This is a genomic window from Algibacter lectus, assembly GCF_900112395.1.
Lineage (GTDB): Bacteria > Bacteroidota > Bacteroidia > Flavobacteriales > Flavobacteriaceae > Algibacter > Algibacter lectus.
Map to the genome: position 1 here is coordinate 165,667 of NZ_FOLN01000001.1, position 17,494 is coordinate 183,160.

Sequence of the window (17,494 nt, forward strand, 5' to 3'; positions counted from 1 at the left end):
AATTTTAAATGTTCAATATGTTTGTACGATACTCGAAAGGAGACATGCGCATCATTCGTTTAAAATGCTTATGAAAATTAGACAAACTATTATAACCACTACTATAGCAAGCCCCTTCCACAGTCATATTTTCATTATCCAATAACATACAAGCATTCCCAATTCGAATTTCGATTAAATACTGAGAAAATGTTTTATCACTCTTTGCCTTAAAAAAACGACAAAAAGCGGTTGGAGACATACTCGCTATTTCTGCCACATCATTTAAACTAATTTTTTTATGAAAATTTTCTTTTACAAAAGCGTAAACCAAAGATATTTTTGAATTAACCTCGTAGTCTGGATTTTTAGGTGAAGCTATAGAAGATATATACTCCGCATCACTATCCTTAGATACAAGATGCAACATCCTTAAGGACAACAAAATTCTTTTTACACCTTTTGAAATCCCTAATTCCTTTAAGCAGCCGCCTAAATCTCTAGAACAACCTTTTGAAACTTTAACGCCGTAATCGATTTGACTTAATAATTTTTTAATACGATAAGCTTCGTTAACATGCTCTAGTGAACACTCAATTTTATCCTGATTAAACAATAACGATACCGTTTTAAGACCAGAGCAATCTATCGCTTCATTCTTTTTTTTCGAATTAAACAAAACGTTTGGAGCGTTTACTCCAAAAAGAAAAACATCTCCTTTTTTAAATGGAACAACCCGATCCAAAACAATAAACTCCCCCTCTCCTTCAAGAATTAATGTTACTTTAAACTCCTTATAGGTTTTATTTTGAAAACCTTGCATATCATCATTTTTCATAAAAAATGAAGAATTCTCATAAGACGAATATGTATAATTTAAAAAGTTCATGTTTTAAGTTTAAAAAAAATTTATACTGATACTAAAAAAAACTACGAATCAATCAACAAGCATAATCTACCACGTATTGAGTTGGTGTCATTCCTTTTATTTTCTTAAAATGACGATGATAATTAGAAATATTGGTAAAACCCGAATCGTAACAACTTTCTGTAGAGTTGTGAGCGCCTTCTCTTAACAACTTACAAGCTTTTTCTATACGTACTTCTAATAAAAAACTAGAAAAAGTCTGCTGCGTACGTAATTTAAAAAATCGACAAAAAGCACTTGGTGTCATTTTAAATTCACAAGCTATATCATCTAAAGTTATTTTGGTATGACAGTTTTCTTTAACATAATCAAAAACCTCTTTAATCCTATCTATATCACGAATATCAAATAACAAGTCCTCTGCACTGTTTGAATTTAAAAGTTTTACCTCATTACTTAATGATACATCATTCAAAATACTAAGCAATTCTAAAACTTGATCAAAATCATTCATTTTGAACAGGCTACTCATCTTACCATGTAAATTGAAAGACTTATTAAAAGGTAACCTCAAGCCAACCGAAGCTTTATCTAACAAGTTTTCTAACTGAAGGCCTTCATGACTATCGTCAAGATTAAGTAACGAAAGGACAGCATCTAAATTAAAAAAGACACTTATAGTTCTTGCTCTAGACGACTTACTTTTAAAGTAAGTATTTTTAAAAACATGTGGCAAATTTTTACCAAATAAATATGCATCTCCAGAACTAAATTTATACGTAGATGACCCAACCATTAATTCACCTTCTCCTTCTATTACATAAGTGAGTTGATACTCTTCATGATAATGAACCGAATCGTAAAAACATTCATCATCCCACTCTAAAGTACGGACACAATTATTGTTATAAAAAGGAACTTTAAAACCAATTAGTGTATTCATAATTTCAAATATAAAAGTTTGTAAATATATATTAAAAAGTCTAATCTACAAAAAACAATAGAATATATAGCAAGATTTTTAAACCAAAAATTAAAATTAATTTAAAAACCATTATATTGGCTAAAAATTATAAATATATTAAATTACAATACCACTTATTAAAGCTTAATAATAAAGAAAACCATGAAACTATTCCCTAGCATATTTAACGACGTCATTGGCCCGGTCATGAGAGGCCCATCAAGTTCTCACTGTGCAGCAGCATTAAGAATCGGCAGAATTTGCAGAAATATAATGAAAGACACCATAGAAAACGTATATATAGAATTCGACCCTAACGGCTCTTTAGCAACAACACACTCTGGTCAAGGATCCGACATGGGGCTCTTCGGCGGACTACTAGGCTGGAGCGCAGATGATGAACGTCTTAAAGATTACAAAGAACACATTGAAGCCGCTGGTATTAACATAAAAATAGACATACACCCCATTGGCGCCACACACCCTAACACATACAAAATCACCCTAAAAAACAAAACAGAAACACATCAAGTCATAGGCATCTCCACAGGTGGCGGCATGATAGAGATTATTGAAATTGATGATGCAGCAGTTTCCTTAATGGGGGATTATTACACCACATTACTATACACCAATTCTCCAGACGAATTACTCGACACCATCACAAACCTCAACCTAGGTGAAACATCAATACACAGAGGCTCAACCCCTTATATTCTTGTTAATTCTAATATCGAAAACCAAAAAAAACTAATACTTAAAACCGAGACTAAAAAAACAATAACGGACATTAAAACAATTGACGCGGTACTACCTATTAAATCTAGAAAAAACGTTACTGTACCTTTTATAACAATCAATAAACTACTGAAATACAACAAAGACAAGAACAAAAACTTATGGGAATTAGCTGTAGAATACGAAAGCATTAGAGGCAACATCTCTCCGGACGAGGTTATAAAAAAAATGGGAGATATTGTAGACGTTATGCAAAACTCCATCAATTTAGGATTAAAAGGCACCAGCTATAAAGACAGAATACTAGGCAGCCAATCTTTATCTTTTAAAAAGAATATGGATAAAAAAAACCTTGTCCCTGGCGACGTCTTAAACAACGCCATATTATTCACCTCCTCCATGATGGAAGTTAAGAGCTCCATGGGCGTTATCGTTGCAGCCCCTACCGCAGGATCTTGCGGAGCCATACCAGGCACATTAATAGGCACCGCATTAACCCTAGGATTACCAAAAGAAAAAACCACACAAGCTATGCTAGCAGCAGGATTAATAGGCGTATTCATAACCGCTCATGCTACATTTTCAGCCGAAGTTGGCGGCTGCATGGGAGAATGCGGATCTGCATCCGGAATGGCCGCAGCCGGTGTTGTTGTATTAAAAAACGGAACACTAAACCAAGCGCTGGCAGCCGCATCTATAGCACTACAAAGCTCACTTGGACTAATATGTGACACCGTTGCAGATCGCGTTGAAGCTCCTTGCCTTAACAGAAATGTAATGGCCGCCGCCACTGCTATATCATCGGCTAACATGGCACTGTCAGATTACGACCAAGTCATCCCTTTAGACGAAGTGATTGAAACCATGAAAAAAGTAGGAGACGCTATCCCACACACATTAAGATGCACAGGACTTGGCGGACTAGCCATTACTAAAACCGCAAAAGAAATAGAAGCCAGACTAAACAAAAACAAACAAAACACAACCACACCTTCTTTCAAAAACTGCTAACAAAACCTTATTTAAAATCGCAAAAAAACTACAATAATCACGTCAATTAGGAATTATTAAGCCAAATCAGTCAAAAAACTAAGATTTATTATCTCTTAAAACAATTACATGTACTTCTTACTAAATTTTGGTTAAAATAGTATGATTTAATGATAATATAAAATCAGTGCTATGTCGTGAAATTCTATAAATTCATATCTTATTAAAACAACATTAATAAGATATGAAAAAACAATTAAAAACGCTTATAAAAAAACAGCTATCCCTGTTTGGAGCATCCCTATTTTTTACGGCATCACTTTTTGCCCAAAGCCCTACCATTTCAGGAACTATTACAGATGAATCAGGCGTCCCACTACCCGGCGCCACTGTTATAAACCAAGCGTCCGGACAAGGAGCTACCACAGATTTTGATGGGAAATACAGTGTTACCGCAAAAACAAACGACATTCTAACCTTCACTTATTTAGGCTACCTTAAACAATCCATCACCGTAAACTCAAAAACAATTATCAACATCACCATGGAGCCCGATGTAGAATCCTTAAGTGAAGTTGTTGTTACAGCACTTGGCATATCTAGAGACAAACAAACCCTAGGTTATGCAGTACAAGAACTCTCTGGAGAAAAATTAACCACAACACCCGAAGCCAATATTGTAAACTCACTATCGGGAAAAATCGCAGGTGTTCAAGTTACAAGCGGCGGCAGCACAGTTGGTGCATCATCAAGAATAGTTATTAGAGGAAACGCTTCGTTCTCTGGAAACCAACCGCTTTTTATTGTAGATGGCACTCCTATAGATAACTCATCACCAAATCTAGCCGGAGGTGGCGGTGTTGACTGGGGAAACACAGCATCGGACATCGACCCAAACAATATAGAATCCATAAGTGTACTTAAAGGCGCTAATGCTTCAGCTTTATACGGAAGCAGAGCCGCAAATGGAGTTATTATTATCACCACAAAAAAAGGAGGTCCTAACAGCAAAAACCTAGGAATTAGTTATAGCTCTTCTATGGTATTCGACAAAGCTTCCTACTTTCCTAATTTACAAAATGAATATGGAGGCGGAAGAGATGGTAGCGAATACCTTTACGATAAACACAACTCGGACAACAACACCAACCTAAGTTATAATGATTACGCTAAACAGTTTTCATATAATTATGTAGATGGCAATGGCTCGGGAATAAACGACTCCAACCCTACAAACTGGGGCCCAAGACTAGACGCAGGATTACTTTTAGACCAATGGTCTACAGGAGCCAACAGCCCCTGGGTATCACGTCCAGACAATATCAAAGAATGGTTTGATACCGGTGTTACCACCCAAAACAACATCTCGATTACATCTAATGGAGAAAAATCGTCAGGAAGAATTTCATATAACAACACCGATACTAAAGGAATTATTGATAATACAGGTCAAAAAGAAAACACACTTTCTGCCAACATCAATTTAACACCTACAGACAAACTTACTTCTACCGTAAACTTCACTTATGTAAAAAAAGAAAGTGATAACTTACCTAAAAACGGATATAACTGGGCCGACATTTTCGCTTGGCTTCAAAGAGATTTCCCAACACAATACGCAAAAGATTTATTTTACGAAAAAGGTAACGAAGACTATATTTTCAATCTTGACAACCCTTTTTACAGCTTAAGAAACACCAATGCTTTTAACAGAGAAAGAATATTTGGTAACGTAGCTGTTTCTTATGAAATAAACGATTGGTTATCTGCCAACGGACGTATTGGAATTGATTATTACAACGAAACAAGAAAAACCATTACACAATCTGGAACCATTAGAAACCAAAGACTTGATCGTGGCGGACAATTTAGCGAATCACAATTCAACAAAAAAGAAATAAATACAGACATCACCTTAAATTTCGACAGAACATTTAACGACATTCGTGTAGATGGACTTATTGGAGTTAACAGACGAACAAACACCTATAACAGCATATCTTTAAGCGCATCCGATCTTACAGTACCAAATTTATACACCATCTCTAATGTTAAAGGCACACCTGGAAATTCTATGTACTCTAGCGAATACGAAACCAACAGTGCGTATTTTGCTTTAAACGGTTCTTATAAAAAAATACTTTACTTAGGTATTACAAGTAGAAACGACTGGAGCTCAACACTACCTAAAGAAAGCCAATCCTATTTCTACCCATCTATAAGCGGCGGACTAGACATCACTAACGCTTTCTCAATAAAATCAGACATTTTTACCTACGCAAAACTAAGAGGTGGTTGGGCAAAAGTTGGTGGAGACACTAGCCCATACCAGCTAAACAACACTTATTCCGCAGGAACCTTTAACGGCACATCTGTTTTCACTCCATCAAGAACCTTACCTCCTACAGGATTAAAACCTGAAGAAACCACATCTTATGAAATTGGAGCAGATTTACGATTTTTAAAAAACCGTATCGCGGTAGATTTCACATACTACACACAAACCACTGTTAACCAAATTCTATCCGTAACAACATCTACTACAACAGGCTATAACGGCATGCTACTAAATGCAGGAGAAATAGAAAACAAAGGGATTGAATTAATGCTATCTGGGAAAGCAATACAAAACCCAAAAGGACTTAATTGGGATATTGTTGTGAACTGGGCAAAAAACAAAAGTATCGTAAACACATTATACGGAAACTTAGAATCCTACCAAATATCAAGTGGGTTTGGTGGCGTAAAAACATTAGGCATCCCAGGCGAAGAATGGGGTGTTTTATGGGGTTTACCATTTGTTAGAAATGATGAAGGCAAAGTTGTTGTTAATAGCAACGGAACACCACTAACCACAAATGCTGCCGAAAAATTAGGGAATATTACTCCAGATTGGACAGGAGGCCTAACCAACTCTTTTACATACAAAGGTTTCAACCTAAGCTTCCTAATCGATGCTCAAATAGGCGGAGATATGTTTAGCACAACAGCCTGGCACTCCTACCCAACTGGCGCTTACCAAAATACAGTAAAAAATAACGTTAGAGAAACTGGACTAATTGTTGACGGTGTTTTTGAAGACGGAACACCAAACGACGTTCGCGTTTCTGCTCAAGAATATTTTAACGGATCTTGGGTATGGAATAACCACGAATACTCTATTCTAGACGCTACCTATGTAAAATTAAGAGAACTTGCAATAGGCTATAATTTTAATGTTTCTAAAATAAAAGCAATCAATAAATTAAACCTATCCTTAGTAGGAAGAAATCTTGGCATCCTTTACAGAAGCAAAGACACTAAAGAATACGGTATAGACCCAGAAATTGGTTTTGGTGGCGGCGAAAGCGGTATTGGTTACGAAAACTTCCAAGTACCAACCACTAAAAGTTACGGATTTAAATTAGCAGCTAGTTTCTAAATTAAAAAAAATATATCATGAAAATAAAAATAATAAACTCATTTCTAGTCATAGCCCTTTTATCGCTTGCACTAGAATCTTGCACAAACGATTTCGAATCCATGAACATAAGCCCAAACAGCGCAACTACTGTTCCGGCATCCAATGTACTTGGAAGAGCACTACTAACTTCATCTCAAACACTCTTTGCAGCACGCCTTGGCGCCTATTATACAGGCTCGTTTTCAGGACAAACCGCAGCCATTGGAGCTGGCGATTACGAGTACCGAGTAGGTATAAACAATAGCCAATGGGATGCCATGTATGCCTCAATGACTTATGCTGCTGAAACCATGAAACTAGCAAAAACAGAAGACAACAATAATTTATACGCCGCTGCCTTAACCCTAAAAAGCTACATGGCACACAAAACTTCTGATATGTGGGGAAAAATTCCATATTCTGAAGCTTTTACTCTTGAAGAAAACGGAACGATATACCCAAAATACGACACCGAACAAGAAGTTTATACCCAAATTTTAACAGAATTAAAAACAGCTGCAGACCTATTTGATAACAACGGTGAAGAGCTAGGTGATGGAGATTTCTTATTCCATGGAGACATAACAAAATGGCGTAAATTTTGTAATTCTTTAAGACTACGAGTTGCCATGAGAATGTCCTCTGCAAATGAAGCTGCATCAAAAATTACATTATCTAACGTCTTAGACAACACTGCAATATACCCAATAATGACGAGCAACGAAGACAACGCTTACTTCAATTGGCCAGGTGTAACCCCAGATATCGAACCTTGGTACACCTCCATGGGAGCTTCAGACGGAAACAAAACCTCAGGATACAGAACCAACAATATAATAATCACAACCTTAATAAACAACAACGACCCTAGATTATCTGTTTACGCAGACCCTAACAATTACGGCGCATACAGAGGTTATAAATATGGGCAAAACCAATTGAATGACACCTTAAACAACGCCAACAATACATCACACATTGGCGATAGATTCGGAAACAATCCTTCTGGTTTTTCTCCATTCATGAATGCATCCGAAAGCTATTTCATAATAGCCGAAGCTTACGAGCGCAACTTAATTACTGGCAACCAAGCGCAAGCAAACTATGAAACCGGCATTAAAACCTCTTTAGAAGAAAACGGAATTTCTACCGCAGACGCCACTACATTTTTAGCCGAACCTGAAGTAGCTTGGGATAGTGGTACAACTTCTAATTTAAACAAAATTAACCTACAGAAATGGCTTTCACTTTACAAACAAGGCGTTGAGGCTTGGGCCGAAGTAAGAAGAACAGATACCCCATTAATATTGGAAGTCTCTAGAGATTACGCCAATTCACATAACAGACCCCCGTTTAGGTTTTCTTACCCAGATTCTGAAAAATCATTAAACACCAACTTCCCTTTCGATGTTGTTGAAAAAGATATTTTTTGGGGCACACAACTTTGGTGGGACAAAAGACCAAACGTGAATTAAATAATATTACAAATTAGTTTAGTTAAATAGTGTTTATTTAAAATAGCATCAGGTAAATCTGATGCTATTTTTGTTTTATCACCTCCATTAAAACCTAAGATTATTAAATTCCAAAACTAAAGTCACATCCACTCTATTCAAAACTGCCAACAACAAAACAAATAAAAAACAACACCTTACACACCACCTTTCCACAGACAGTATAACCCTAACAAACCCAACACCACAAGCTAAAAACCTAACATACAAGCAGTAACATAGAAAAACTGAAAGCACAACCATATTAAATAAACACTTTAGAATATCATTTTAATAACAAAACAATAAATATCATTGAAACCACATAATAAAACACAACCTAAACTAATTTTATGCTAAAAAAACAAGATAATATAGCTTAATGACAAGATAAAGGGATGTTATTAAAGCAAAAACTATTACATTTACCACATTATTAAAACTATATTAATAACTTATATAATAACATGATTATATTGAGAACATAAGCATGTTAATAATCTTAATAACCAAAGCATTTATTTGTTGTTAAAAAATTATAGTTTAATTTGAGTTAGTCTATAGGAGTAGTTGAAATTTATTTCAGCTACTCCTTATTTTAAAGACTTACAAACAAACATTACAAATACCAATAAACTTTATAATTATCCATTAAAAATAAAATAAAAAAAAAAAAAAAAACATAAAACCAATAATATACTTATCAGATAACAAATTCTATTTAGCGTAGTATTTAAATTAAACTTATATGAACAATAAACATTTCTTATTTTTTTTACTTTTATGTCATACTGCTATAAGCATTGGACAAAACAATTTTGATACAGGAACAGTACTTTGGTTCGATGAACCAGCCAAAATATGGGAAGAAGCTTTACCTGTTGGAAATGGACGCATCGGCGCCATGGTGTATGGAAAACATGATGTTGAACAAATTCAATTTAACGAAGAAACGTATTGGTCTGGAGGCCCATATTCTACTGTCGTAAAAGGCGGCTATAAAAAACTTCCAGAAATTCAAAAGTACCTTTTCAACGACGAACCTATAAAGGCTCATAAACTATTTGGACGTGCTCTAATGGGATACCCTGTGGAACAACAAAAATACCAATCGTTAGCCAACTTACACTTGTTTTTCGAAAAAGACAGCGTTACAAATTACCAAAGATCTTTAGACTTAAAGACAGGAATGGTTACTGTTACTTACACTTCTAATAACGTTAATTATAAAAGAGAAATTTTCGCTTCTGCTATAGACCAAACTATTGCTATTAAAATTACTGCAGATAAGCCAGGAAGTATTTCATTTGATGCTCAACTTCGAGGTGTACGAAACAAATCGCACTCCAACTATGCTACAGACTACTTTCAAATGGACGGTCTTGGAGAAAACCAACTTGTAGTAACTGGAAAATCTGCCGATTATATGGGGGTAGAAGGAAAGATAAGATACGAAGCACAAATTAAAGCCATTCACGACGGAGGCGAAATTAGTAGAGACGACACCATTCTATCTATAAAAAAAGCAAACAGTGTGACTTTATATTTTGCAGCAGCAACAAACTTTGTAAACTATAAGGACGTATCTGCAGATCAACATGAACGTGTAAAAAGCACTTTAGCAAATCTAGAAGGCAAATCTTACGATAAGATTAAAGAACTAGCATTAAAAGACTATAAAAAATATTTTGATAGAGTTGAATTAACCTTGCCAACAACACCTGTATCTTACCTCTCTACAGATAAAAGAATGGCAGAAATACAATCCAAACCAGACCCACAACTAGCAACTTTGTGTTATAATTTTGGACGATATTTACTTATTTCTTCTTCAAGACCAGGCACGCAACCTGCAAACTTACAAGGTATTTGGAATAAGGACATGAACCCGTCTTGGGATTCAAAATACACAACAAATATTAACACAGAAATGAATTACTGGCCAGTAGAAACGGCTAATCTTTCTGAGCTTTCTGAACCCTTAACAACCATGATCAAAGAACTTACAGATCAAGGTTCTGAGGTAGCAAAAGAACATTACGGCGCAAAAGGATGGGTGCTTCACCAAAACACAGATATATGGCGAGTTGCCGCACCAATGGATGGACCAACATGGGGTACATTTACAGTAGGTGGCGCATGGTTAACAACACATATGTGGGAACATTATCTTTTTACTCAAGATGAAGCATACTTAAAAGACATCTACCCTACAATGAAAGGTGCTGTTGAGTTTTTCATGGATTTCCTTGTTGAATATCCTGAAACCGGCTGGTTAGTAACCAACCCTTCGAACTCTCCAGAAAACCCTCCTAAAGGAAAAGGTTATAAATACTTTTTTGATGAGGTAACAGGCGGCTACTACTTTACAACTATTGTTGCAGGAGCCACTATGGACATGCAAATCCTTAAAGATTTATTTAGCTATTACGACTCAGCTACAAAAGTATTAGGCGTAGATAAAGAATTCGCAAAACAAGTATCTGATGCCAGAAAATTATTCCCACCGAATCAAGTTGGAAAAGATGGCATGCTCCAAGAATGGACTAAAGACTATGAGCAAATGGAGGATAAACACAGACACTTCTCTCATTTATATGGTTTATACCCAGGAAATGTTATTTCATTAGACAAAACACCAGAATTTATTGGCCCTGTAAAAAAAGTATTAGAGCAACGTGGTGATGGCGGCACCGGTTTTTCAAGAGGTTGGAAAATGGCTTTATGGGCCAGATTAAAAGATGGAGATAGAGCAAACAAGATTTTTAAAGGCTACATAAAAGAACAATGTTTCATTTCACTTTTCGCAAAATGCTATAAACCTTTACAGGTTGATGGTTCTTTTGGTGTTACTGCAGGAATTACAGAAATGTTAATTCAATCTAATGAAGGTTACATTGAATTACTACCTGCTCTACCATCAGAATGGTCTGACGGTCAATTTAAAGGTGTTGTTGCACGAGGTGGGTTTGAACTTGATTTTAGTTGGAAAAATGAAAAACTTACATCTGTAGCTATTTTATCAAAAGCAGGAAAACCTTGCCAAATTAAGTTTGAAAATAAAGTAATCGTATTACAAAACGGAAAAAAAATTAAAACTAAAAAACTCTCCAATAGCATCATTGAATTTAAAACCATAAAAGGCAGAACGTATACCGTAGAAACGCTATAATATACAGCGTATACAAAAAATTCCACCTTCCTCTCAGCTTTGGCCCAATTGAAAAACAAAGCCTCTTTTTAAGGATAAAAAATTATGTGTAAACTAAAAACCTATAAATGAAATATAACACACTAGGAAAAACAGACTTATTAGTTAGTAAATTAGGTTTTGGAGCTTCAGGTATCGGTGGTATGTTTGGCAAAACTAATGAAACGGAAGCCATAAAAACCATACACCAAGCCTTTGATCGTGGTATTAATTATTTTGACACATCTCCGGCTTACGGAAGAAACGATTCAAAATTTGGCCCTTTAACATCCGAGATAACACTAGGTAAAGGTTTAACAACAATTGATAGATCTAAAATTGTAATTTCAACCAAAGCAGGAAAAACAGCATCGCTCCCTCCTGAATTCAATTTTAAATATCAATCTATAATTAATTCTGTTGAAGCCAGCCTAAAACGTTTGCAAACCGATTATATTGATATGGTTTTCCTTCATGATATAGAATACGATAAAGGCAAATATTTCAACCTAGCTATGGATGAAGGACTTAAAGCTTTAAGAAAATTAAAAGAAGATGGGAAAATTCGCTTTTATGGGGTTTCCGGTTACCCAATAGAACTTATAACCAGCGTTATTGAAAACCATCAAGTAGACGCTATTTTAGCCCACAACCACCACACTCTAATTAATAATCTATTATTAAAATTAATACCTAAAGCTAAAGAGAAAAAGATAAGTTTAATTAACGCATCCCCTTTTGCTAGTGGTTTACTAACAAAAAAAGGTCCTCCAGATTGGTATCCTGTTACTGAAACACAATTATTTACAGTAAAAAAAGCTATAGATTTCTGCTTAAAAAACGGTGTTCCAATTGAAAAAATAGCATTACAATTTTCTTTGGAAAACCCAGAAATAGCAACAACTTTGTTTAGTTGCACCGAAGAAAAAACACTCAACCAAAATATAGATTGGATTGAAGAACCTATTGACGTGTTATTGATAAAAGAAGTATATTCACTGCTTGAACCACTCAGAAACATGAATTTTGATTTTGGGGACTTTAACAACTAGTATGGAAAATGTAGATTTATTTATTATTGTTTTTTATTTAATAGCCATTCTAGCTATTGGCATATTATCGACAAAGAAAACAATAATGACTTCTGACAACTATTTCTTAGCAGGACGCAGTCTAAATTGGATTGTTATTGGCGCTGCTCTTTTTGCAAGTAATATATCTACAATACATTTAGTTGGGCTTGCCGCTTCCGGATTTGAAGACGGATTAGTTTGGGGTAATTTCGAGTGGATGGCATCAGTAATGCTCATTATATTAGGGCTCGTTTTTGCACCATTCTACTTCAAAAGTAAAATTTCTACATTACCCGAATTTTTAGAAAAAAGATACAGCCCATTATCTAGATCCTTTTTAGCATTTATGGCCATCTTAGGTGCATTATTTGTACACATAGGAATGAGCCTTTATGCAGGAGCCATCGTATTCAAATCTTTTTTCGGAATAGATGTATTTCATTCTATCTTAATTATCTCTGTAATAACCGCAACCTATACCATTGTTGGAGGTTTAAAAGCTGTTGTTGTCACAGAAACGGTACAGACAGTTGTACTAATAGCTGGTGCCGTTATACTAACCATATTTGCCATCGACGAGCTTCCTGAAGTTGGAATCCATTCATTTGCCGATTTTAAGCAACACATAAAACCCAACCAAATAAGTATGATAAGAAGTGATGAAACCTCCGTAAATAAAGGTTTATCATGGTATTCTATTATACTTGGCTATCCTATTTTAGGCTTATGGTACTGGTGCTCAGACCAAACTATAGTACAACGAGTTTTAGCAGCTAAAAGTGAAGAAGATGCTCAAAAAGGACCTATTTTCGCAGGTTTCCTAAAAATATTACCCGTTTTCATTATGGTACTACCTGGTGTTATTGGGTATGTTTTATTTAAAGATAAAATCACAGATAGTAACGAAACACTACCTGTTTTAATAAACGAATTATTACCTATTGGCATTAAAGGTATTTTTGCAGCCGCATTACTTTCTGCATTAATGAGTACTATTGCCGCAGCACTAAACAGCTGCTCTACTTTAGTAGCCATAGACATTGCAAAAAGAGTAAAACCTTCATTATCAGACAAAAAACAAGTGCTTATCGGTAAATATGTTTCCGTAGTAGTCATGATATTAGCTATTGCATGGTCTACCCAAGGAAAAAGGTTTGGAAGTATTTTTGAAGCTATAAATTCAATAGCTGCCGTTTTAGCACCGCCAATTGCCACCGTATTCCTCTTCGGCGTATTTAGCAAAAAAGGCACAAAAGAAGCTTCTCTAGCAACTTTAATTTCAGGGTTTATAATAGGCATAACGGCTTTCGCTGCCGATTTTATACCAACGCTTTCTGGCAAACCAAGTATTATAACAGATCGTTGGGGTATCCCTTTCATGATGCAAGCTTGGTGGCTGTTTTGTATATGCTCTGTGATATATTTCAGTGTAAGCTACATCACACCTAAACCAAGTAAAAAACAATTAAAATACACATGGGACAATCCATGGCAATTTCTTGTAGATAAAAAATTTAAAGGTACAAATGATGTCCGTTTCTATGCTGGCCTATTATTTATATCGCTCATCATTTTATATCTCTTATTTCAATAATAGTACTATTAATTTAACAAAATACAAACTTATTTCGTTACAACACAGACCAAAATACGCCTAGAACCTTATGAGAAAATTCACCTTGCAAATTACCCGTATTCTAACCGTGACATCACTAATTGTCGTGTCTTCCTGTAAACAAAAAACAACTCAAATAGAAGAAGTAGCAAAACAACCCAATATTATTATTTATTTAACTGATGATCTTGGATATGGTGATTTAGGCTGCTTTGGAAGCCCAATAATTAAAACACCATCTATAGATAAGTTTGCTTCGGAAGGCGTTTTATTAACCGATTGCCATTCTGCAGGAACAGTTTGCTCTCCATCAAGAGCAGGATTATTAACAGGAAGAAACCCATACAGAAGTGGCTTTTACTATATTCAAGGTGCTTACGGCGCTTATTTACAAGAAAAAGAACAAACAATTGCAGAGCTATTGAAAAGCGGCGGCTACGAAACTGCTTTTATGGGAAAATGGCACTTATCAAGACTAGAACAAACAAAAAAACACAAAGAACCAACTCCAGGAGACCAAGGTTTTGATTACTGGTTTGCATCCACGCACAACGCCTTTGGAGGGCCAAAAAATTTCGGAAAATTTATAAGAAACGGAGAACCCGCAGGTGAAGCTAATGGATGGTACTGCGATGTACTTACTGAAGAAGCTACAAACTGGCTTACAAACATAAGAGACAAATCGAAGCCATTTTTACTTATAGTCTCCACTCACGAACCACACACACCAGTTGCTCCTCCAGAAAAATACAGTCAAATGTATGATAATGCTGAAGTAGACAGCTTAGAAAAAACAATAAGTTATGGAGGAGTAGATCGACCAGAATACGATATTACACAGAACAAAAAAGACTACTACGGTACCGTTACGCAATTAGATAACGCCTTCGGAAACCTAATGAAAACATTAGATGACGAAAAACTAAGAGACAATACCATGGTGGTTTTCACCAGTGACAATGGACCTGAACACCCCGTTAACTTAGAAGAATCTCAAGGGAATTGGGAAGACCCTATTCGAGATATGTGTTTTGGATCACCAGGTATATATAAAGGAATGAAACGTTACCCTTATGAAGGTGGACACAGAGTACCAGGTATTGTTCGTTATCCTGGAAAAATACCTGCAGGAACAACAAGTAATGAATTAGTAGTAGGAACAGATTTTATTACAACATCTGTAAAACTTGCAAATATAAAACTAACCGAAGAAGTAAGCCCAGACGCCATCGATGCATTCCCAGCTTTTTTAGGTAAAAAAATAAAAAGAAACAAACCTTATTTATGGATTTTCCCAACACATGAAGACACCTTCTTTAGAATGCCACACATGGCAATGCGCTATAACAACTATACATTGCTAGGGAAGTTTCCAGAAAAAACCGAAGATCAAACCATTATAGAATGGATGAAATCATCTGTTCCAACAACCTTTGCTTTATATAATTTAGATACCGATCCTGAACAAAAAATAAATCTTGCGGAGACTAAACCAGAAATGGTTAATGAACTAAAAGGATTAATGACTAAGGAATGGATTGAAATTAGAGATGAAGGTCCTAATTGGCAGACATTAAATCAAGCATCAAAAAAATGAGAAAGAGAAGTAAAATAACACTTTTACTTCTCTTCATAACATCCTTATCGCATATTGGTTGTAAGGCTGAAAAAGAAGAAATAAAACCAAATATTATAATTTATCTAACAGATGATTTAGGATACGGTGATTTATCTTGCTATGGCAATCCTATAATAAAAACCCCTGGCATAGATAAATTTGCTTCGCAAGGGATTTTACTTACCGACTTGCATTCCGCAGGAACCGTATGCTCCCCATCTAGAGCAGGCTTATTAACCGGTAAAAACCCATATAGAAGTGGTTTTTATTACCTGCAAGGTTTCCAAGGAACACATCTTAGAGATAGCGAAACAACCATTGCAGAAGTTTTAAAATCCGGTGGCTACGAAACCGCTTTTATGGGTAAATGGCACCTATCGCGATTAGAAAAAACAGATAAAAAAAAAGAACCCAACCCAGGAGATCAAGGATTTGATTATTGGTTTGCCTCTACACATAACGCCTATAAAGGCCCAAAAAATTTCCAAAAATTTATAAGAAATGGCGAAAATGTTGGAGAAGTAAACGGATGGTATTGCGATGTGCTCACTGAAGAAGCAACAGATTGGTTAACTAACAAAAGAGACAAAAGTAAACCTTTCCTACTTATTGTTTCTACACATGAACCACATGCGCCATTAGCCCCGCCAGAAGCATACAGTGATATGTATGATAATACTATGGTAGATAGTTTAGAACAATCTATTAGCTATGGTGGTGTTGCACGTCCGGAATACGATATTAGCAAGAATAAAAAAGAATACTACGGCACCGTTTCACAATTAGACAAAGCTTTCGAAAACCTAATGACAATAATTGACAAAGAACAATTAACTGAAAACACTATGGTTATTTTCACGAGTGATAACGGTCCTGAATCTCCAGTTAATTTAGAAGAATCTCAAGGCGAATGGGAAGCTCCAACACGTGATAACTGTTTTGGTACTCCGGGAATTTACCGAGGAATGAAAAGATTTCCTTATGAAGGTGGACACAGAGTTCCTGGCATAATACGCTACCCTTCTAAAATACCAGCTGGTTCAACTAGCAATGAAATGGTTATTGCTACAGATTTCATAACCACTGCAGCAAGACTTGCAAACATAAATATATCTAAAGACCTGAACATAGACGGTATTGATGCTTTTCCTGCCTTTATTGGTCAGAAGATTGAAAGAGAAAAACCTTACATATGGTTATATCCAAATCATGAAGACGCATATTTTAGAATGCCACATATGGCTATGCGGTATAATAATTATACTCTAATTGGTAGATTTCCTAAAAAAACTGAAAGCCTTACTTTAATGGAATGGATGAAAACCTCAATTCCTATTAGTTTCGAACTATACAACCTTGCTAACGACCCCGAACAACAAATTAACCTAGTAACTATTCAACCAGAAATGGTAGAACAATTAAAACCTATAATGATAAAACAATGGATTAATATTAGAGATGAAGGACCAAATTGGGAAAAAATAAATACAGATGTTAAAAATTAAACATAAAGATATATTCGAA

At 35.5% G+C, this 17,494-nt stretch carries 10 protein-coding genes; 8 read left to right on the forward strand and 2 right to left on the reverse strand.

The window, feature by feature from the left end; all coding sequences use genetic code 11:
• Positions 1 to 4 precede the first annotated feature (4 nt).
• Positions 5 to 868 (reverse strand): AraC family transcriptional regulator, encoded by an 864-nt coding sequence (locus tag BM246_RS00665; RefSeq protein WP_074935382.1) that lies wholly within the window; start codon positions 866 to 868, stop codon positions 5 to 7.
• A 52-nt stretch (positions 869 to 920) separates the two neighbouring features.
• The gene (locus tag BM246_RS00670) at positions 921 to 1,790 is read right to left on the reverse strand and encodes an AraC family transcriptional regulator (RefSeq protein ID WP_074935383.1); all 870 of its coding nucleotides are present in this window, start codon (positions 1,788 to 1,790) and stop codon (positions 921 to 923) included.
• Positions 1,791 to 1,973: 183 nt separating this feature from the next.
• Here BM246_RS00670 and BM246_RS00675 point away from each other — a divergent pair, with 183 nt between their 5' ends.
• From BM246_RS00675 to BM246_RS00710, 8 genes are all read left to right on the forward strand, one after another.
• Positions 1,974 to 3,560 carry an L-serine ammonia-lyase, iron-sulfur-dependent, subunit alpha gene (locus tag BM246_RS00675; protein ID WP_074935384.1) on the forward strand — a complete coding sequence of 529 codons (1,587 nt, stop codon included), beginning with the start codon at positions 1,974 to 1,976 and terminating at the stop codon, positions 3,558 to 3,560.
• Between the two features lie 223 nt (positions 3,561 to 3,783).
• Positions 3,784 to 6,960, forward strand: a complete 3,177-nt coding sequence (locus tag BM246_RS00680; RefSeq protein ID WP_083415650.1) for a SusC/RagA family TonB-linked outer membrane protein — start codon at positions 3,784 to 3,786, stop codon at positions 6,958 to 6,960.
• Positions 6,961 to 6,977: 17 nt separating this feature from the next.
• Positions 6,978 to 8,456 carry a SusD/RagB family nutrient-binding outer membrane lipoprotein gene (locus BM246_RS00685; RefSeq protein ID WP_074935385.1) on the forward strand — a complete coding sequence of 493 codons (1,479 nt, stop codon included), beginning with the start codon at positions 6,978 to 6,980 and terminating at the stop codon, positions 8,454 to 8,456.
• Between the two features lie 766 nt (positions 8,457 to 9,222).
• Positions 9,223 to 11,646 (forward strand): glycoside hydrolase family 95 protein, encoded by a 2,424-nt coding sequence (locus BM246_RS00690; protein ID WP_074935386.1) that lies wholly within the window; start codon positions 9,223 to 9,225, stop codon positions 11,644 to 11,646.
• A 107-nt stretch (positions 11,647 to 11,753) separates the two neighbouring features.
• A complete protein-coding gene (locus tag BM246_RS00695; RefSeq protein WP_074935387.1) occupies positions 11,754 to 12,716 on the forward strand; it encodes an aldo/keto reductase in 963 nt (320 codons plus the stop codon).
• 1 nt (position 12,717) lies between these two features.
• Positions 12,718 to 14,331, forward strand: coding sequence for a sodium:solute symporter (locus BM246_RS00700; RefSeq protein WP_074935388.1), 1,614 nt, complete (start codon positions 12,718 to 12,720; stop codon positions 14,329 to 14,331).
• A gap of 70 nt (positions 14,332 to 14,401) precedes the next feature.
• Positions 14,402 to 15,949 carry a sulfatase family protein gene (locus BM246_RS00705; RefSeq protein WP_083415651.1) on the forward strand — a complete coding sequence of 516 codons (1,548 nt, stop codon included), beginning with the start codon at positions 14,402 to 14,404 and terminating at the stop codon, positions 15,947 to 15,949.
• Positions 15,946 to 17,475: a sulfatase family protein gene (locus BM246_RS00710; protein ID WP_083415652.1), complete on the forward strand. Its 1,530-nt coding sequence runs from the start codon at positions 15,946 to 15,948 to the stop codon at positions 17,473 to 17,475. Before BM246_RS00705 ends, BM246_RS00710 begins: the two co-directional genes overlap by 4 nt.
• Positions 17,476 to 17,494 lie beyond the last annotated feature (19 nt).